Here is a 19,126-nt window from a genome sequence, read left to right on the forward strand (position 1 = left end):
TCTGTTAGCTGATTGTTAATTAAAAGGTAATATTCACGTTAAAGCCATAGCTTTTTACCGTTGGCGATTGTAGCACCGTACTTGTCGAATTACCGTTATATTGATCCATATCCACATCCTTAAACATTTTATTACCATAAAAATAAAGCAGGTTACGGCCTACTGCCGATACTGATAGTTTTTCGACAGCTATTTTGGATAACCATTTTTTAGGCAGATCATAGCCTATGGTTACTTCGCGCAGTTTGGCAAAGGTTTTACTGGCCAGGTTGGTTGAAGTAATGTTGTAGTATTTACTCACATAATCCTGCACCAGGGCGGGTGTGGTATTTGGCGCAAATTGTAAGGCAGCATAGTTGGTAACAGCGCCGGTATTAGGATCAAATGTTGGTGTTACCCCATTGGAGATCACTACGCCCTGGCCTACATAGCTACCTTTGTAATTAGGATCGGCACCGGGGATGCCATTGGGTACATAGTTTTTCCAATCCTGGTAACGTGCATCGCCCAGGGCACCTTCGGCGGTAATGATGTTACGGCCACCACGAACTGTTTTATTAAACATGTAGTCGGCAATAACCCCACCTACCGAACCATCCAGCTGGAAACCAAAGTTTAATGATTTATAATGGAATTTATTGATTAAACTCCACGAAAAATCAGCACCTGCATGGCCCAATAATTGGTCGTGACGGGTTGGTGTAATGGGTTTACCAGCGGCATCAAAGATAATATCACCTGTAGGCGATCTTACAAAATCTGTTCCGTACAAATCGTCAACTCTTTCGCCTACGGTATAATTTGTTAAATAGAAGGTTTGGCCCGGAGGCAACTCTTTATAAATAGTTTTGTTGGTTGACCAGTTAACCATAACATCCCAACCAAAGCCGCGCGCGTTTCTTATTGGCGTACCGCTTAAACTTGCTTCCAAACCGGTTGTTTGTGTTTTTAAAGCATTAAGGTAGAATATTGAGTAACCGGTTGCAGATGATATAGAGTTTTTCAATATCTGCGGCCCATCAATATACTTGAACGCGGTACCGCTAAAACCTAAGCGGTTATTTAAAAATTTAATATCAAAACCACCTTCGTAGTTTACACGGTCTGAAGTTACAATTCCTTGCTGGTAAAGGGCATCAGAGCCGTAACCTGCCGCTTGGTTTTTGTATGGTTTAGATATAGTGTACGATGTTAACAAACTGTAACCAGGGCCATTATATGGCGAAGCATAAGCCTGGCCGTAATCTAAAGGATTTGACATTAATGGGTTATCTTTATTTGCGCCTCCACCCAAAGCGGTTATGTTGCTAAAAGGTGCAGGGCCAATAGTTGCCGGTGAATCGGCACCCCTAACTTCGGCGTAAGAGGCTCTCAGTTTGAGGAACGAAATGGCCTTAGGGATAGATAAATAATCGGTTAATACGCTTGATAAAGAGTAGCTTGGATACGAGTATGAGGTGGTTGTTTGGAAAGCCGAATTCTTCTCGTTCCGGATAGTATATGAGAAAGTAGCATATTTACCAAAACCGGCATCTAACGATAAGTACTCGCTCAAGGTTAATAAACCCGCGTTAAAGCTCGACGACTGTAGCGGATTTTTTGAATTACTGAATGAGTATACAGCCGGAACATTCAAATAATCGGTAGATGTCCAGTTTGACGAATAAGAGAAATTACGCAGGTTGGTACCCACCAATCCCGACAAGTTTAAAAACTTTTTGATAGTGTAGTTATAATTTAGAAACAACTCCGTATTGTTATCAAACAAATTTCTACGGTCTTCTCTGTAGTCACCCTCATTATTTTCACGACCGTAAGGGTGTGCCGAATACGGCATTTTTTCTGTACGTAACAAATCGTAGGTGTTAACCTGTGCACGCAAAGTAGCGTTCAAATTATTGTTGATCTTGTAATTGCCAGAAAGATAACCGGTAGTATTGGTTTTGTAGTGCCCGCGTGTCCACTCGTTTACCTGGAACCATGGGTTGTGGTAACGCTGATATTCTGCAAATACCGACTGAACATTGGTTTTACCAGGTTGCCATTCGCCTTTAATATCCGGGGCGTTGATATCCCAATCGGCACCGGTCCATATCGCTATGTTGTAGATCAAGCTGTTAGGTCCGTAATCAACATCCGGAAAATTATCGGTAAACTGCCTGTTAAAGTCTAAGTTACCTTCTATTTTAATTCGCGATGTTGGATTAAAGCTGGCATACATGTTAAAGTTAACTATATTTAAATAGTTATTAGGGATGTAGCTTTGCTGATGCTGATCAGACAATGAAAATCGCGTTGTGTAGTTATCGCCGTTGCCTGTTAATGAAATATTGTTATTGGTTTGATAACCGGCTTGCAAAAAACGGTTAAGATTATTGGCACCACGGGCAACCCAGGGTGTGCCTTGCCTAACTCCATTTATAACCGGGCTGTCGTACTGGGGTATTAACTGGCCGTTAAAGTATGGTCCCCAAACATCATAATCACCATCTACACCTCCGGGTGCGCCACCCTTTCCGTCCACAAACTTGTAGTAGGTACTTTCACCGGGCCCATAGCTATCCTGTAATCTTGGGAAAGTTAAAAAACCGTTATTAAGAACGGTGCTGCTGTTTAAGTTAACAGTAAAGCCTTTTTTATTTTTATCTCCTTTTTTGGTGGTAATTAAAATGGCACCGGCCTGGGCACGGCTACCGTATAGGGCGGCTGCGGTTGGGCCTTTTAATACCGTGTAGGTTTCGATATCGTCGGGGCTGATATCGTATGTATCGGTATTGATAGGAAAACCATCAACTACATACAATGATATGGAGCTCCCACGCAACAAAACGTTAGGCGAGCGCAATAACTCGGCGTTGGGTGCTACCGATAAACCGGCAACTTTACCCGTTAAGCCGGATATGGGGTTGGGGTCGCGCGCTTTAATTAAATCTTCGCCATTAACCTCCTGAACCGAATACCCAATGGTACGGGTTTCCTTTTTTACGCCTAAGGCGGTTACAACAACCTCGGTAAGCGTTTTTGAATCTGGTAAAAGGGTTACATCAATAACTTTTTTACTGGCTACCAAAACTTCTTTTGATTCGGAACCGATAAATTTAAAAACCAATACGTCGCCGGGGTTTGCATTAATCATAAACCGGCCATCAGCATCAGTTGAAACGCCTTTGGCTGTCCCTTTAACTAATACAGAAACACCGGGGAGCGGCTGCTTATCTGCGTCAAACACAGTGCCCGACAACCTACTCTGGGCAAAAACTAAATGAGGAAGAACAGCCAGTAACAGTACAGTTACCAGCATCTTCAGTTTGAAGTACAATTGCTGCATAAAAGTGAAATTTGGTTTGATTTAACATTTTATTTATTGCAGCAATACTAAACTTTGTTTATAAATACTAAACAAAATTTACATTAAGAGTTGTTTAAGTTTATGGGCTTTTACTGTTAAAAATCTATTTTTACTAACAACAATATCACAGTTGAGTTACAATAGATTAACGATATACCTATGATTGATTTTTAACTAAGTGACTGATTGCCTTTTGTTTGAGGATATCGATATTATTAACCGGAATTGAGGTTTCTTTAGCCATATCATCCCACGTCCTGATTTTGATTATCAACTCTGCATCGGGGTTCAACTCAAATTCGCGGGCTTCTTCCGCCGTCATTACGCCACCCTGAAACTGAAGGGTAGCTTTACTGGCTTCCGACAGTTGCTGATAATATTCTGGAAATTTATAGGTGAGGTAACGCTTGGCAACCACATGGCTCTCTACCAAAGCAGCCATCCGCTCCGAAAAACCTTGTTTACGCAAGTAATCGCCACCTATCTTTTCATGATCAACATTGCCGAAACCGTCCATGCTAAGCGTTTCACCGTCTGCGGCACAAAGGTGACCGATGTCGTGAAAAAAAGCAGCTAAGATCACTTCATCTTCAAAACCTTCGGCTTCTGCCAAAGCAGCGGCCTGAGACATGTGTTCCAATTGCGAAACAGGTTCGCCTATGTAATCATCATTGCCATGTAATTCATATAAGGCAAATAAACTGTCGACTATTGCTACCGGGTTAAAGGTCATATTTTATTGATTTATTCAAATTAAGGCAAGTATTATTACTCTACCGTTAACGTAAAATGTGTTTTGTTGCTGTTTTAATAATTTATTTTGCGTGGCGATGCAACCCGCTTGTTGAAAAACCCCACTTAACAGATTTTAACCAAATGTTTGCTTGCGCCGAAATATCAAAAACCATATTTTCACACGCAATTATACTCCAACCGATGGAAGAAGATATATTAATCCAGATCAGTAACAAAATTAAAGAGCGCAGGCGCGAAAAAAACATAACTGTACACGACCTTGCCATTAAGGCTAATGTAAGTAAAGGGTTGATCTCGCAAATAGAGAATAGCAGAACCATACCGTCGTTAATTGTTTTAATTGATATTATCAGATCATTAGATATCGATCTGAACGTATTTTTTAAGGATATTCATAGTAAATCATCAAGTACCCCAATCATCGTCAGGCGCAAAGAACAATATGAGCATTTTGAAAAAGAAGACGCACATGGCTTCTATTACCAGCGGATTTTTACCCAACATATTAAACATTCAACTGTTGATTTTGTACTACTGGAGTTGAATGTGGACGCCTCAAGGCCATTTGTTGAAACACAGGCTTTTGAATTTAAATATTTTTTATCAGGCGAAATAGCGTACCATTTTAACGACAAAACAATTACTTTCAGCGCTGGTGATTCCATGTTATTTGACGGGCGTATACCGCACACACCTAAAAATATCGGAACGGAAAAAGCGATGATGCTGGTTATTTATTTTTTTGAAGAGAACAAAGTTTAATCATAATATAATAATGTCCGTTCCGGTTAATATCACTATTTGCTTCGATTGATGAGCGATAGTATTTCCATCAGGTCGTCTATAATGGCATCCGGCTTGGCGGCTTGTAACTGCTCAACAGTTTGTGCTCCGGTTGTAATACCAATGCTATAGTAACAACCTGCATTTTTTCCTTCTTCAATATCGATGGCAGAATCGCCTACTTTAATAACCCGGTTGCCGTTAAGTATATTAAACTGTTTCATGGCAAGTTGTATCATATCAGGATAAGGCCTGTTTTGAGCTACATCCGATGCGGTAATTAAAGCATCAAAATCTATTCCCGTCCGCCAGTTTAACTTATCAATAATTGTTTGCGCGGTAACCCTGTCATAGCCGGTATTCAAAATGGTAAGTACATCCATTTTTTTTAAAGCAGCAAATAGCTCGGCTGCATGGGGTTGTGGTAAAATCTCTTCTACCGCGTATGCATTGGTGAGCTGGGTAAAAAAATTATCATAGATCTGATCAATTAAGGCTTCATCAGCCACGCTGGCTTGAGTTGCAAGTACAGCCCTTATGGCCTGCTTTTTCTCTTTACCGGCTCCCAGGGCCAAAACTTCAGTTAAACCAATATTAAAACCGGCTTCGTTAATTGCCTTGTTGAGTGTTTTGTAAACCAGGTTGTTTTCGCTTACCGTAGTTCCGGCCATATCGAATACAACCATCTTTATTTGATGTTCCATTGTTGCGTTAATCTATAAATGTTGTCGGTTTTAATTATGAGAGCTGTTTTATTTTATATAACCGACATCATAAAATTCAACTGTTCTAAATAAATTTATTGCCACATTAACTGGCTATCCAACTCTGCTGGCTATCAATTGTTCACAAAGGCCAAATGAAAGTGTCATGCCGTTACCACCAAGGCCGTTAATTACCGTTACACCCGGTTCAACATCAACTATTAATTCAGTTTCGCCATTGGTCATTTTAGGATACACACCGTGCCATGACTGATGTAAATTCCAGTTTTTTAAATTAGCGAAAGTGTGTAGATAATCTTTAATAAAACGATTGATAAACTCTTTGTCAAAAGGGTCGTGCACCAGTCCATACTCGTGAGAATCGCCAATGGTTAGCTCCCCGCCACCGTTTTGCGATACCATGACATGAATACCCCATTTTAAATACTCCGCATACTGTACCTCATAACGATTGCGCAAAGCAGGTAATGAAGCCGCCACCTGGAAGCCCGGATAGTGGATCATGGATAAGCCCCCGCAAAGCGCAGGGCCTATACGCCAGCCATCGGGTTGCGTTTCAAGCCGCATCATTTGCAGTTTGCACTTGGTAATTGCCGAAGCCCCAAATAACTCCGGATATAGCGTCTCAAAATCCTGGCCGCTGCAAACATAAATTTCGTCGGCATCCCAGGCTTGCGTACCCGAAAATACTTTAGGATATTCAATTAAACTGATAGCGGTATTCCAGTAAAACTTAACATGATATCGTTCGGCCAGGTAAGCTGCAACCTGTGCAACTGCCACCCTCGATTCGATAATCATTTCTTCGGGGCTCCATAAAGCTCCTTTTAAACCATCAAGCTGTATTGCCGGCGATTTTTGTTCGGCTGCCGAAGGATTCAGTAACTGGCATGGCCTATATTGTTGATTACTCTCTACATATTCCTTCATCACCTGTAGTTCATCGTCATGATAAGCTAAATGCAGCGAGCCCACTTCATCGTGCCATATCCCGGCCTCGGTACATAGCTCCTTCCAAATGCTTCGCGATAGCATCGCTCTATCGTACATGGGCCCGGTGGCCTGGCCAATGGGCCAGATCATCCCGAAGTTGCGTATAGATGCCCCAACAGCTTGTTCGTTCCGTTCAAAAATGCTTACCTGGTATCCTCGTACCGCCAACGCCCTGGCAGTAGCTAACCCTACTATACCGGCGCCAATAATAATGGCCGACTTACTCATACTGTTCTGTTTTTAATGTGACGGGCTTAGTTGCCCGGTTTCTAAAATATAATAATGAAAAAATAGCGGACAGGCCGCCTATAATACCTACCAAAAGAACACCATCTCTAAAAAAAGCGGCCCAGCTAACTGATGGCCGCCCAAGTTCTTTAACCAACAATAAACTGATTGAGGCCAGGTAACCCATGGAGTCGGCAATGTAAATTAAGAAGCCAACATTACCTTTGCAATGAAAAGTAGCAATCATCCGTTCAAAAAATACGGCATTGTATGGCACATAGCCCAAGTAAAGCCCAAGGCCGGCCAGAGTCATCCATACCATGGGGCTTATCATCTGCATATTAAATAATAGTGTTGCACCGCATATCAACACGCACCCTAAAATGATCATGATATGAATGAGGCTGAAAGCTTGCAGGTTACGTTTAACAAGCACCAGTAAGCTCATTAACACCAATACAATAACAGAAATAATGGTATCAATTTTAGTAAAGATGGTGTTATCGTGTATCCCTAAGGCCGACCAGATTTCTACCTCAAAATTATCGCGTACATCTCGCATCACGGTAAGTAATACATAAATTACGATGGTTAGTAATATACCGGGCCAAAAGCGGGATAAAAAATCTAAACGTTCAGCTGCATTCATGGGTGCTCTTTTGGTACGCAAACTAATGTCTTCGGCAGTAGGCGGAGGCATCAGCTCAAGGCAGCCAACAAATAGTACTAAAGGGATTACGAATAAAGCGCCCGTTAAAAATGGCATCCAATAGGCGTTAATTGCCCAGCTGCTAATTAATGTACGCCCAATGGTTTTGATTAAGCCAGACGCAAAAATTAAACTGATTGATAGCACCGCTGCCATAAACTCGGTGGATTTGCGGCCCTCAAGATAACTAAAAACGATCCCCCATATCATGCCGAGAGGGAAACCGTTTAAAAACAGGCAAATAATATTATAGGGCGCAGGTATAAGCGCAAATAGCAACAAGGCAAGCCAGCTTGCGCCGATCAGTAAAAAAATACTTGGCGCGCGGCGGTCATCCTTAAGTTCTGAAATGAAGCGAATACCATAAAACTTACTTAACGTATAACCCAAAACCTGGGCTATAACTAACCATACTTTGTAATCTACATGCAAATATTGTTGACCGGGAAATGTAGCTGAAGCGAATGCCTTACGAAAAGCATACATTGCTGTATAAGTTCCAAAGGCAGCTATAGCAGCCAACACCGATATTACTCCGTAAGGTAATTTAGCTACCTCAATCCGCAAACGCTGTATAATTTTACTGTCTGTGTTTATTTGAAGATCCCTATTCATATTTCCAGTAAAGGCGCATAATATCTAAAAATCAGAAAACCTGTAACTCGATCAATTACTAAGCAATACTATACTTTGTTTATTAATACTAAACTAAATTAATGTTAAATGTAATGTTTGATGCGGGTGTAATTTGCTTACTCATAACCCTGCCGTAAGAAGTAGTTCCATAAAACTGCGATAAGTAACAGGTTTAGTAGTATATAACTATTTAAGGTTATAGCAGGCAAAATGAGTTTAGCGCTTTTTTTATAAACAAGTAAAAAGTTTTTTCCATACTGTACACACGGCTTGCTGATAAAAAAACTAAGCTTGTGCATATTAATTCAAATAGCTATTAATTATTATAATACAATTATTAATTTTACGCTAAACCTAAATTTTTTCATATCCTATACGCTTTTAATGAGTACCTATATCTTAGGGACCGGACCATCACATGATGGTTCCGCCTGCATTTTAAAAAATGGTGAAATAATTGTTGCCATTGAAAAAGAACGCCTGAAACGAATTAAGCACGACGGTGCTAACAGCTATGCAACCGCAACCAAGCTTAATACCAAAAGCTTCCCCGAAATGATTAGCTGGACCTGCCAGATAAACATGTATGAACAAAGCGTTAACAATCATGAATAATACAACCGAATTGCCGGATATAGCACCATCTGCAGAAACAGGCGGGCTGGGGATTATGCATCTGAAAAGATTTTGGAACAAGGCCCAGTTGAAAAAACAGAATTTGTTAAGTGCCAATGCCTATCATCAGGAATGGCAGACAGATAAAACACTGCTATCGGCCCTTGGAATTGGCCTTGAACAATGCATCATCTACATGTACAACTCTGCCCCTACTTTTGAACAGTTAGAAAAATGGATAGTAGATACTGCCGGAGTACCATCTGCCGAAACTATAAAGCGTTTTAACAATACGATTCATCCCCCCGCTAATGATAGCGGCACAGGGCAAACACCAACGATAATAGCTGCAGCACAGCTGGATTTCTGGGATAAAAACGGCTACATTATTATTAAAAATGCCGTACCGCGGCAAGATTGCGATGCCACCATCGAGGTTATCTGCAACCATATCGGTGTTGAACGTGATAACCCTCACACCTGGTACAAACCGCATCCCGCAAAGCAGGGCATTATGGTGCAACTTTTCCAGCACCCTTTGCTGGAGAAGAACCGAAGGTCGGCCAAAATAAGGATGGCCTTTGAGCAGCTTTGGCAGCGCACAGATATTTGGCTAAATACCGACCGCACAGGCTTTAACCCACCGGAAACAGATACCTGGAAATTTCCGGGTCCGGATTTGCACTGGGATTGCGCTTTAACTTTACCCATACCGTTTGGATTACAGGGCATCTTGTATCTTGCCGATACCGCAGCTAACCAGGGAGCGTTTACGCTTGTACCCAGATTTCAACATCAAATTAAAAACTGGCTGGATGGCCTTGCGCCGGGCACCGATCCTTCCCGGCAGAATCTTCACGCTTTAGGGAGCATCCCGATTACCGCCTCAGCAGGTGACTTTATTATCTGGCACCATGCGCTTCCGCACGGCAGCAGCCCTAATACATCTGATGTACCCAGGTTTGTTCAATACATTAAGTACGAACCAGCCAACGCGCCCGAATCATATCCTGCAAAATAACCTATCAACTTATCACACATACCACATGAAATCTATTGAAAATATTGACAGTGCCATCCAAACGCTGCTTTTTAGTGAAAACTATAAAGATCTATACGAGGCTGTCCATCTCTTGCACAACCAATATTCGGCTATTACCCGCATCTACGCCAACAGTATTACAGATCAGGATATCTTTCTCGAATCAGGCAAAGCAATTTCCCCTCAAAAGGCAGCTCATTGTTTATTGGATATTGAGCGCACCAGGAAATTTATTAAAGGTATATACCAAGCCATATTGCAGTTACAACATCATTACCCATCTACCAGAATCAATATACTTTATGCAGGCACAGGGCCGTACGCAACATTAGTAACACCCCTAACAAGCCTATTTACGGCAGAGCAAATTTCATTGTTTATGCTCGATATTAATGAAGTATCGCTTAATGCCGTATCCAAGCTATATAAGGAGTTCGAAATAGATTATTATGTTCAAAAATATATTCATGCTGATGCCTCCACTTATCTTTTAGACCCGGAAGATCATATCCACCTGATTATTACGGAAACAATGCAAAACGCGTTACGCAAAGAACCACAGGTGGCCATTATGAACAACCTGATACCCCAACTGCCAGACAAGGGAATTTTTATTCCGCAAGAAATTTCCGTTAACGCCATGTTGCTCAATATGGCCCAAGAGCAGGCATCGTTTCTTGAAGGCGGCCAAAAATCACAGCGTAAATTGATTGGCAATATTTATACAGTCGGGCAATACGTTAATCAAAACCATCCCGTAACACTGCCGGTACCTTCCGTTGAAAGCCATAAAACTTTAGCCCTGTTAACCGATATAACGGTATATGGGGATCATAAACTTGACGCTTACCAAAGCGGCCTTACTTTACCTTATCATTTAGCCTTGTTAGACGATACAACTACAGCGGTTTCTTTTGAATATATCTTAAACAGCAATCCGCATTTTAAATTTCAATTATTCAGTTAGCCAAATACTTACAGTCAAATCAGCCTCCAAAGCAATTTAAACCTGATCAAAAAAAATATTTTTTAATTATACTTATTACTTTATTTTTTTTATAAATTAGATTAACCTAAAAATCCAATAATATGCCTAAGTAAAAAGTAGCCTGGTTCAATACCGGGCCAGCTTATTACCAAAAGCAAATTATAAACCTTTAACCAATTACCTTATTACTATGAAACTTCATGCCACCAAGGCTGATCTTGTTGATCGCCATTCGTCAAACCTCGAGACGGACAAAGCGGCTCTTGCAGCGCTCATTCAAACTGCAGTAAATGTTGAACTTTTTACCATCCCCCTGTACATGACCTCGTTGTATTCGATCCAGGGCATGCACCAGATTACCGGCAACAACAACCTTTACCAGGGCCGCAAATGGCCGGGAATGGCACCCACCTACAAGCCGGGTAATAACAACCTGGGTAACATTAAGGAAAACGAGGTTGCCTTTAATACCATATTCAGCGTATTTATTGAAGAAATGCTTCACCTGCAGTTAGCTTCAAACCTGGCCAATGCATTAGGTGTTACGCCTGTTTTTACGCAAATGTCGCCTGCGCCCGGTTATGCATGGACTGTTTATGACAAAGATAGCACCGTTATACCCGGCATTATTGATTTTAAAGACTGCAAACCGGTTTGGCCTGAACCCCAAAGTGGCAAAGCTCCCGTTTATTACAAAGACATCCGGGTAAAATTAGACGAACTAAACCAATTACAAAACGAACTATTTTTAGCTATTGAAGCGCCCGAAGAAGATGCTATAGGCCGTATTGAACCAGCGTATCATGCTAAGTACATCCATACTGCGCCGTTAAAAAACTGGCAAATTGGCGAACAGCTTCCTATGCTGGGAAGCATCGGGTTGATGTATCAGCTGATATGGGATTACCTCAACATCACCTACCACGATAATACCACACTTTTTGAAAAAGTTTATTCGCCCGGTGCGTTACAACAGGATGTTTTTAACGCTTCATCTCCCGGCCATCCCTACCGCGAATACCAGGGTTTTGAAACCACCATTGAGGGCTGGGTTCCGGAAAAAGCCAAAGAGGTGGTGTTTAAACTGATCAGCGCCATTACCGACCAGGGTGAGGGCAGCGGGATTAAAAAAAGTATAGCCAAAGAAGCATTCGGCTTGCAGGCCGTTAAGCCCGACTATCAGGCATCTGACCTGGCTTTGGAAACTGATTATCCATCATACACCGATGCAGGCAAACCAGCACCATCGACAGATGCTTATGCCCGCTCTCATAATGATAAAAAAGACCACTATGAGAGATTCATCGAAATCAGGACAGACCTGGAATCAAATAAAATAATTACCTGGCCAACCTGGCATAAAACAGGCGGTGGCAAATGGAAAGCCGAAGATTTGAAAACGGTCGACTACGATCAAAACACCTACCCGCTGCCCAAAGCAGAAGATATTGCCGGGGCTTTAAACAGGCTGAATGACCCGAACGGCAACGGCGACTCGAACGATACCAAACGACTGGAAAACTATAAGCAATTTTGCGAGATTGCCACCGGAGCAATTGCGGGCATAACTTCCGTACTGGACAGTTACTGGCAAAACAGCAGCGTTGGTTTTCCTTTCCCTTCCATGAGTGGTTCTGGCGACAGGCTGATGATGTGCTGGGCCGTATTTGGGCAAGTGCCTGATCTGTCAGTACCGGTACAACAAAAACAAAACAACGCGCTGTACCACGCCTGCCAAGGCATTGATTACGGCGACAGCCCGGGCAACAGCTGTGCTTCTGCCGAAATTTATCATAACTGCAGGGGCTCTAACTCGTGCAAGGGCGAAGGCGGCTGCGGATTTGTACAGCAGGTGGGGCAGTCCAAATCATGTGGGGCAAGCGTACCCAAATTAAAAGCTGCCGAGCCATTATGCGGCGGGCCAAAACCGCCACAGCCTGTGTACAGCGCTCCTGGCGATAATCTTTGCGGAAGTTTCGGCGGCTGCGCTGTACCAATATCGGCTTCGCAGATTTACCCGGTTATCAGCACTGATAATGGCAAAACCATAACTACGGGCACCATGGAGCTTAACGATTTTGTTAAACAAGCAGATGGCTCGTATAAAACGGTACAACTGCCCGATGGAAAAAACAAAATAGGATTTAAAACCGGCGACCTGGTGCATGATATCGCCTGGAACGCCTATGTTGCCGTACTGGCCAACCGTAACCCTGCACAGCCAGTGCCCCCAAAACCGGTAACAAGCGATCTGCGTATGGCTTTTCCTCCTTCAACCTGATCAATTTAAACTGAGATGAACACAGCCAAAACAAAACGCCTGGGCCTCCCCAATTTAGGCCTGGGCGTTGGTTTACGTACCAAACACTATGATCACCTGATGAAGAATGACCCGGTGGTGGATTGGTTCGAAATCATTAGCGAAAACTACATGAACAACTTTGGCTATGCCAGGCATGTGCTGCAACATATCGCCTCCATAAGGCCTGTTGTGATGCACGGCGTATCCATGTCTGTAGGGAGCACAGACCCGCTCAACTTGAATTATTTAACGCAATTAAAAGAACTGGCCAACCTGGTAAAGCCAGTTTGGATATCCGACCATTTATGCTGGACCGGGGTGGCAAATTTAAACACGCACGACCTGCTGCCTATGCCTTTAACCCTGGAAAGCCTGGACCACGTGGCCGGGAGGGTAAGCCGGATACAAGATTTTTTAAAACGGCCATTAATACTTGAAAACCCTTCTACGTATCTTCAGTTTCAGCACTCAACCTTGCAGGAATGGGAGTTTATGACCGAACTGGTTAACAAAACGGGCTGCGGTTTGCTGCTTGATGTGAATAATGTTTTCGTTTCGGGAACCAATCATGGTTTCGATCCCGAATTTTACATCCGCAACATACCACATGATGCCGTTGTGCAGATACACATAGCAGGCCCAACCGACTGCCATACTCATTTGCTGGATACTCATGATCAGCCGGTACCCACCCAGGTTTGGAAATTATATCGCCTGGCGCAGCAACTAACCGGAGGTGTATCCACCCTGCTGGAGTGGGATTCCAACATTCCGGATTACCCGGAACTGGTTGCCGAAGTTAATAAGGCAAGGCAAGTGTTACTCGGCAATTTCCCCGAAGTTCCGGTGTACAGCATGCAAACGGGCCAAGTGGCGTCAAATCCAGTTGACCACCAACTTTGGGTATCTTATGACTGAGCTGGAAAATGTGCAAAGGTGGTTTACCTCCATACTGGTTAAACCTGGTACCCTGCCTGATAAAATCGGACTTGCCGACCATCATTACGGGCTCAATCATCAACAGCTGATCAACGCATCTTTTAAATTATCAGCCTCCGAAAAGATAGGTATTTATGCACGAGGCTATTTCTATCGTTTGCTGGAATGTATGATGGCTGAATTTACGGCAGTAAAAAAATTAATGGGCGATGAACTGTTCGAAACATTTGTACGAGCCTACCTGGTGAATGTACCCTCTCAAAGTCCGGATTTATTTGACCTGGGCAGAGATTTTCCTGATTTTCTGCAAGCCTCTCAGCCGGACCACAAATCAGGCATGGCTCAGGATATTGCCATTTTTAACCTCCCGGTTGAAATGGCCGTACTGGAGCGTGCCATATCCGAAATAACCAGATGTAAAGGAGCCGAACAGGAATCGGCCTTACCAGCAACCGGCGAACAATTGACCTGGGCTTATGCAACAGCCCATTTTAAAACTAACCCGGCCTTACGCCTGCTGAGGCAACAGTTTGCTTTAATTGACTTTGTGAGGAAAGCCTACCGCAAGGAAGATGCCCTTATACCCGAAAAAAAGGAAACTTTGATAGCGGTAAGCAGAAAAAACTACCATATCAGGATGCAGGAGCTTGAACAATGGCAATGGCATTTTTTACAAATACTCCAAAGCTCAGCAAGTTATACAGGCACCATTGGTGCAGTGGCCGATATTTGCTGTATCCCACCCCACCAATTAATGGCCGACCTATTGTTATGGACACCGATAGCGATTGATACCGGCTATCTACTCCCAGTAAATTCATGTTAGTAATAACATGAATTTACAATAATTTATAAATCACTATCTACCTAAACTGAAAATACCAAATGCAAACAGATATAACCATACTGATTGTAGACCATGAAGAACGATGGGCCAAAAGCCTGAAAAACAGCCTTAACGAATTGGGTTTCCGCGTGACAGGTATAGCAACTAATTTTGAAGAAGCTGTAATTGCTTTAAATACGCTTAATTATGATATTGCTTTGCTTGATATCGATCTGAACAATAAAAATATCGGTGGGATTGAATTAGGTAGAATGATGTATAAGTTTTACAAAAAGCCGTATATTTTTATAACCGCCGGTTTTGAAAAAGACGCACTTGACGAAGCTATTCAATCAAGGCCTGCTGCCTATTTAACCAAACCTTTAGATATGGCTTCGTTGATTGTAGCGATACAAAGCGCTATCCAAAATTTCCATGCCGTTGATGCGCCTATGCAGCCCGAAAACCATGGCAGCGAAACTTTTTTTGTAAAGATAGGTGATAAGTATAAAAAAGTATCCTGGAAAAATGTAGTCTACCTAACTTCCGATAAAAATTATACCGTACTGTTTAATGCAGCAGACGATATGGAATATTACATCAGGAGTTCGCTGCATAAAACATCACAAAACATCATCCCCAAACACTTGCAAAATAACTTTATACAAATTAACCGTGCAGAGATTGTGCAGTTGCCGTTTATTGATGAGTTTAAAGGCGACGAAGTATATACCCCATATAAAAGATTTACCGTAAACGATTCGTATATTAAAACATTAAAAAATAGCCTTAATTTGATCTCTTAAAAGGCTCTACGTCAATAAAAGATAAAGTTTGCCTCTCCATGAGTATACCGCCAGGTATCCTTTGGGCCGAATTAATTGATGGCCTGCCTACCTGTATTTCTGTTGCCTTTAGCGATGTTAACTTCGTCCCCGCTATATCCCGTTTTATAACCAAAAACAGGGGTATCTGTAATCAAACATCCCGGCATTAAAGTTTTTGTTACCACCTTTAAGTATGCCAACGCCAACACGTTGGCTATAACATTTACTTAAACCAAAAACCTATTCTATTATGAATCAATTTCAACAGATTTTTGCCATGTCCATGATCTCCAATATGGCAAAGGAACTCGTTAATGATACGAGTGTAGACTCCATTGAGCAGGCAGAACAAGCCATGCAGACACAATTAAAAGATGCCATACCTGGTTATCTGACCGACTACGGCCTGTCTGGCGTATCTGTGGCCTGGGGGCCGGCAGTATATATCGCCCCAAAAGACTATTCATCAAACAACAACGGCGTAACCGCTACTGCAAGTAACACGATGGTAGTTTTTAACCTGGCCATAAACAGCGTTAACACCTATGTAGTAGCTATCGCCGGTACCAAGGCAACGTCGGTATTTGACGTGGTGGTTGAAGATGGGCAGGTAGTAAGTACAGTAAAATGGGCTTTCGGCTCGCCTGGCGGACTGAATCCTAAGATATCAACCGGCACCAATGATGGCGTAAACATTTTATTATACGAAATGACCGACCCATCAACCGGTTTATCCATCAGCGATTTCTTTGCCGGCGACAACATCAATGTGGCGACAAACTCAGTAGTGGTAACAGGGCACAGCCTTGGCGGTGCGCTGGCACCTGCTTTGGCGCTTGCCTTGTTTGGTACAGCAGCCACAGTTAACCCCGCACTACTGCAAGCAGCCAATGTATATGCAACTGCCGGGCCCGATATCGGCAATAAAGACTACGTTCAATATTTTACCCAGTCTTTCAAGGCAACCGGGCCAGGCACCAACCCGGTATGGCAACAGTTTAATTGTAAAATATGGAATTCGCTGGATGTGGTTCCGCAAGCATGGGCCAACCTTGGTGTTATCAAAAGCATCTACGCTTCAAATGGGGTAACCACACCTAAATACGTAAACTGCATTATTACCAGGGCACAGGTAGGCACTGCTTTAGATGACTACAGCCCAATGGATCCGGACAAAAAGGGCCAGTTTGCCGGAACATTTGTACAACCTGCCGACACCCCAGGCTATAATTGCACCGCGGCTTGCGTAACTTCAAGTGATAAAGATGACGCTGATTTATGCGATTTTGTAGCCGAGATGCTCTACCAGCACGTTGCCGCCTACTCACTGGAAATTTTGCAAACCACGCCTTCAATACCTTTCGACGTATGTAGCGTTACGCAACAGCTTTACAATAACAATATCTGCCTTTGCGCGCATCTTTAAGCGTGGATTGGCTATTTGAAATTGTTTTTTTGAGAATAAACCGGCGGCCGCAGATTCATGCCGCTGCCGGTTTGGCTTTGGCCGAAGAATACCAACACGATCAATCCAGATTGATATCAACTTTCCAATGTGCAGCAATGACCTTTAACTCGTCATGGGTAAGATAAGTTACCGCGCCGTGCTTAGGGCCGGTAAAGTTGGTGGTTTTCATTACACCCTCGTTAAAGTGATTAATATTGGTAAAGTTTACAAAATCGACCGTTTCGCTAAACCCCATATTGTTGGGGCGGGCGCCATACACATCGTACATTAACACCCATTTATCGGTACCGAGGCGCTTAAATAAATTGGGGGCTTCGGTGTTTACCGTTTCAGGATCTATCCGCCTGTCTTCCGCTTTAAAATCAGTATTAATTTTGTTCGATACGGCATGAAACACCCGCGCCTTTGATACATAAAATAACTGGTACTGATCGCCAACTTTTGTTATATCGGCGTCGATACCGCCTACGGTAGTTATTTGTTGGGGCACAGTTTCCAATTTGGTGAAATCGTTATTGGCGTATGAGTAGTAAATGTTAGCATCTTTATTATTGTAGCGTATGGTAAAGTACACCATCATTTTCTTTTTCACAGGATCATAAATGGTTTCAGGCGCCCATGAGCAATCGATATCTCCTAATTCCGGAAAAGCCAGGTCAACCCGGAAATCAGCATGTGTCCAGTGGATCAAGTCGTACGATTTCATCATCACCATAGCGCGGTTATTACCCCACCCGTATTTTTCTGCGGGGCGCTCCCACTCGGTATCGCGAAAGCCTGCCCTTTTCCCAAAGATATGCAGGTCGGTCATGGCCAGGTAAAAAGCGCCGTCGGGCCCACGTGTAATATGCGGGTCGCGTACACCTTTTTGTTCAGCCAGTTGTGAGCCTATAAATACGGGCTGCCCGTTATTAATATCGGTAAAGGTATAACCATCTTTACTGATAGCCAGGTAGGCCGATTGGTTTTGATCTTTAAAATAAACCAGCAGGTAGCCGCTCAATTTTTTCTCATCAAAGACAGGCGCGTTCTTCGGTTTTTGCAACCTGGATACGATTTCGATACCCGTAGGGGCTTGCTCAGCGTTATTGTTTTGTGCTAAGCTGCTGCCCGCCGATAAGGCCAGTGCAGCAACAGTTGCTAAAATCTTAAAGAATCTCATTGGCAGTGGTTTATAATTTTATTGGAATACGCTGCAATATAAGCATGCTGCTTACTTGTGCAGAAATTTTCTCTAAAATTTATTTACTGCCTTTTGGAGTTCTTTTACTTCTGCTAATGTTATCGGGCTATATGTTACACCAAAAGATCTCGCATAAGCCTCGATCGACTGCTCAAAACCCGCTTTTTTCCGCACAGCATTAACATGATTGGCTGCACGTACAGGCCACACAAACATCCGCCATTCTTTTTTTCCGCTTGCCCTATCAACTACTGTTAATCCATAAATCTGGGTGCCAAAAATTTGCGCTTTACCTTCCTCCATCAGCCGCCTGTCCAGCATTTTGCCATACAAGGTAAAGGGTAATTCATGATGCTTCGAAGCCTTTTCAATGATGCTGATGTAGTCTTTTATATGTGGTGAATGTTGAATAACATTCCAGGCTACTTCGTTAGTAGGAACCCCAACCAAACTTTTTCCGGGATAACCATAATGGTTGATCATTGCTTTCACTTGTAACATATTGAGCGAATCAACCCTTTGCATATCGTTAATCAAAAACATGAACAGGCCCTTGGACGACCTGCCGAACAAATCGGCAACAGAATCGGCATTGCCTCCCCTGTTTAAAATTGTCTGAGCTTCGCGATACTTCTGATCAAGTACACCGATACTATCTAACTTCTTTTTCAAAGAAACATTCAGCGTATTTTGTGCATGAGCAAAATTGAAAAAGCTTAATAAAACAATAATTAGTGCTATTCTCATAGTAAGTGAT

17 protein-coding genes are annotated in these 19,126 nt (G+C 42.7%); 10 read left to right on the top strand and 7 right to left on the bottom strand.

The window, feature by feature from the left end; translation table 11 throughout:
- Nucleotides 1–19: 19 nt before the first annotated feature.
- A complete protein-coding gene (locus tag MUCPA_RS03665; protein ID WP_008504522.1) occupies nucleotides 20–3,328 on the bottom strand; it encodes a carboxypeptidase-like regulatory domain-containing protein in 3,309 nt (1,102 codons plus the stop codon).
- Nucleotides 3,329–3,506: 178 nt separating this feature from the next.
- Nucleotides 3,507–4,082, bottom strand: coding sequence for an HD domain-containing protein (locus tag MUCPA_RS03670; protein WP_008504523.1), 576 nt, complete (start codon nucleotides 4,080–4,082; stop codon nucleotides 3,507–3,509).
- Between the two features lie 203 nt (nucleotides 4,083–4,285).
- Between MUCPA_RS03670 and MUCPA_RS03675 the strand changes: the two genes are divergently transcribed.
- Entirely contained in the window at nucleotides 4,286–4,867 is a 582-nt protein-coding gene (locus tag MUCPA_RS03675) for a cupin domain-containing protein (protein WP_040627021.1), read from the top strand.
- A gap of 35 nt (nucleotides 4,868–4,902) precedes the next feature.
- Here MUCPA_RS03675 and MUCPA_RS03680 read toward each other — a convergent pair whose 3' ends face one another.
- From MUCPA_RS03680 to MUCPA_RS03690, 3 genes are all read right to left on the bottom strand, one after another.
- Nucleotides 4,903–5,592: an HAD-IA family hydrolase gene (locus tag MUCPA_RS03680; RefSeq protein WP_008504525.1), complete on the bottom strand. Its 690-nt coding sequence runs from the start codon at nucleotides 5,590–5,592 to the stop codon at nucleotides 4,903–4,905.
- A 114-nt stretch (nucleotides 5,593–5,706) separates the two neighbouring features.
- Entirely contained in the window at nucleotides 5,707–6,834 is a 1,128-nt protein-coding gene (locus MUCPA_RS03685) for a TIGR03364 family FAD-dependent oxidoreductase (protein WP_008504526.1), read from the bottom strand.
- The gene (locus MUCPA_RS03690) at nucleotides 6,827–8,158 is read right to left on the bottom strand and encodes a DUF5690 family protein (RefSeq protein ID WP_008504527.1); all 1,332 of its coding nucleotides are present in this window, start codon (nucleotides 8,156–8,158) and stop codon (nucleotides 6,827–6,829) included. The genes MUCPA_RS03685 and MUCPA_RS03690 overlap by 8 nt, the downstream gene beginning before the upstream one ends.
- Nucleotides 8,159–8,563: 405 nt before the next feature.
- Here MUCPA_RS03690 and MUCPA_RS03700 point away from each other — a divergent pair, with 405 nt between their 5' ends.
- The 9 genes from MUCPA_RS03700 (at nucleotide 8,564) to MUCPA_RS03735 (ending at nucleotide 17,144) form a co-directional block, all read left to right on the top strand.
- Entirely contained in the window at nucleotides 8,564–8,794 is a 231-nt protein-coding gene (locus MUCPA_RS03700) for a hypothetical protein (protein ID WP_008504528.1), read from the top strand.
- A complete protein-coding gene (locus tag MUCPA_RS03705; protein WP_040625695.1) occupies nucleotides 8,787–9,815 on the top strand; it encodes a phytanoyl-CoA dioxygenase family protein in 1,029 nt (342 codons plus the stop codon). The genes MUCPA_RS03700 and MUCPA_RS03705 overlap by 8 nt, the downstream gene beginning before the upstream one ends.
- A 25-nt stretch (nucleotides 9,816–9,840) precedes the next feature.
- Nucleotides 9,841–10,803 (top strand): SAM-dependent methyltransferase, encoded by a 963-nt coding sequence (locus tag MUCPA_RS35650; protein ID WP_008504530.1) that lies wholly within the window; start codon nucleotides 9,841–9,843, stop codon nucleotides 10,801–10,803.
- Between the two features lie 211 nt (nucleotides 10,804–11,014).
- Nucleotides 11,015–13,105, top strand: coding sequence for a ferritin-like domain-containing protein (locus MUCPA_RS03715; protein ID WP_008504531.1), 2,091 nt, complete (start codon nucleotides 11,015–11,017; stop codon nucleotides 13,103–13,105).
- Between the two features lie 15 nt (nucleotides 13,106–13,120).
- Nucleotides 13,121–14,044, top strand: a complete 924-nt coding sequence (bufB, locus tag MUCPA_RS03720) for an MNIO family bufferin maturase (RefSeq protein ID WP_008504532.1) — start codon at nucleotides 13,121–13,123, stop codon at nucleotides 14,042–14,044.
- On the top strand, nucleotides 14,037–14,891 hold the full coding sequence (locus MUCPA_RS03725; protein ID WP_008504533.1) for an HvfC/BufC N-terminal domain-containing protein: 855 nt from the start codon (nucleotides 14,037–14,039) through the stop codon (nucleotides 14,889–14,891). The genes bufB and MUCPA_RS03725 overlap by 8 nt, the downstream gene beginning before the upstream one ends.
- 59 nt (nucleotides 14,892–14,950) lie before the next feature.
- Nucleotides 14,951–15,697, top strand: coding sequence for a LytR/AlgR family response regulator transcription factor (locus tag MUCPA_RS03730; protein ID WP_008504534.1), 747 nt, complete (start codon nucleotides 14,951–14,953; stop codon nucleotides 15,695–15,697).
- Between the two features lie 38 nt (nucleotides 15,698–15,735).
- Nucleotides 15,736–15,888, top strand: coding sequence for a hypothetical protein (locus MUCPA_RS37545; protein WP_157543805.1), 153 nt, complete (start codon nucleotides 15,736–15,738; stop codon nucleotides 15,886–15,888).
- Between the two features lie 80 nt (nucleotides 15,889–15,968).
- A complete protein-coding gene (locus MUCPA_RS03735; RefSeq protein ID WP_008504535.1) occupies nucleotides 15,969–17,144 on the top strand; it encodes a lipase family protein in 1,176 nt (391 codons plus the stop codon).
- A 100-nt stretch (nucleotides 17,145–17,244) separates the two neighbouring features.
- Here the strand turns inward: MUCPA_RS03735 and MUCPA_RS03740 are convergent, their stop codons facing one another.
- Nucleotides 17,245–18,348, bottom strand: a complete 1,104-nt coding sequence (locus MUCPA_RS03740; protein WP_008504536.1) for a glycoside hydrolase family 43 protein — start codon at nucleotides 18,346–18,348, stop codon at nucleotides 17,245–17,247.
- 72 nt (nucleotides 18,349–18,420) lie between these two features.
- A complete protein-coding gene (locus tag MUCPA_RS03745; protein WP_008504537.1) occupies nucleotides 18,421–19,116 on the bottom strand; it encodes a hypothetical protein in 696 nt (231 codons plus the stop codon).
- Nucleotides 19,117–19,126: the final 10 nt, after the last annotated feature.

It is taken from the genome of Mucilaginibacter paludis DSM 18603 (assembly GCF_000166195.2).
Taxonomy (GTDB): Bacteria; Bacteroidota; Bacteroidia; order Sphingobacteriales; family Sphingobacteriaceae; genus Mucilaginibacter; species Mucilaginibacter paludis.

Excerpts from the sequence above, each read along its gene's own strand:
- MUCPA_RS03665 (WP_008504522.1), bottom strand. The coding sequence starts at position 3,328 with ATGCAGCAATTGTACTTCAAACTGAAGATGCTGGTAACTGTACTGTTA.
- MUCPA_RS03670 (WP_008504523.1), bottom strand. The coding sequence starts at position 4,082 with ATGACCTTTAACCCGGTAGCAATAGTCGACAGTTTATTTGCCTTATAT.
- MUCPA_RS03675 (WP_040627021.1), top strand. The coding sequence starts at position 4,286 with ATGGAAGAAGATATATTAATCCAGATCAGTAACAAAATTAAAGAGCGC.
- MUCPA_RS03680 (WP_008504525.1), bottom strand. The coding sequence starts at position 5,592 with ATGGAACATCAAATAAAGATGGTTGTATTCGATATGGCCGGAACTACG.
- MUCPA_RS03685 (WP_008504526.1), bottom strand. The coding sequence starts at position 6,834 with ATGAGTAAGTCGGCCATTATTATTGGCGCCGGTATAGTAGGGTTAGCT.
- MUCPA_RS03690 (WP_008504527.1), bottom strand. The coding sequence starts at position 8,158 with ATGAATAGGGATCTTCAAATAAACACAGACAGTAAAATTATACAGCGT.
- MUCPA_RS03700 (WP_008504528.1), top strand. The coding sequence starts at position 8,564 with ATGAGTACCTATATCTTAGGGACCGGACCATCACATGATGGTTCCGCC.
- MUCPA_RS03705 (WP_040625695.1), top strand. The coding sequence starts at position 8,787 with ATGAATAATACAACCGAATTGCCGGATATAGCACCATCTGCAGAAACA.
- MUCPA_RS35650 (WP_008504530.1), top strand. The coding sequence starts at position 9,841 with ATGAAATCTATTGAAAATATTGACAGTGCCATCCAAACGCTGCTTTTT.
- MUCPA_RS03715 (WP_008504531.1), top strand. The coding sequence starts at position 11,015 with ATGAAACTTCATGCCACCAAGGCTGATCTTGTTGATCGCCATTCGTCA.
- bufB (WP_008504532.1), top strand. The coding sequence starts at position 13,121 with ATGAACACAGCCAAAACAAAACGCCTGGGCCTCCCCAATTTAGGCCTG.
- MUCPA_RS03725 (WP_008504533.1), top strand. The coding sequence starts at position 14,037 with ATGACTGAGCTGGAAAATGTGCAAAGGTGGTTTACCTCCATACTGGTT.
- MUCPA_RS03730 (WP_008504534.1), top strand. The coding sequence starts at position 14,951 with ATGCAAACAGATATAACCATACTGATTGTAGACCATGAAGAACGATGG.
- MUCPA_RS37545 (WP_157543805.1), top strand. The coding sequence starts at position 15,736 with ATGAGTATACCGCCAGGTATCCTTTGGGCCGAATTAATTGATGGCCTG.
- MUCPA_RS03735 (WP_008504535.1), top strand. The coding sequence starts at position 15,969 with ATGAATCAATTTCAACAGATTTTTGCCATGTCCATGATCTCCAATATG.
- MUCPA_RS03740 (WP_008504536.1), bottom strand. The coding sequence starts at position 18,348 with ATGAGATTCTTTAAGATTTTAGCAACTGTTGCTGCACTGGCCTTATCG.
- MUCPA_RS03745 (WP_008504537.1), bottom strand. The coding sequence starts at position 19,116 with ATGAGAATAGCACTAATTATTGTTTTATTAAGCTTTTTCAATTTTGCT.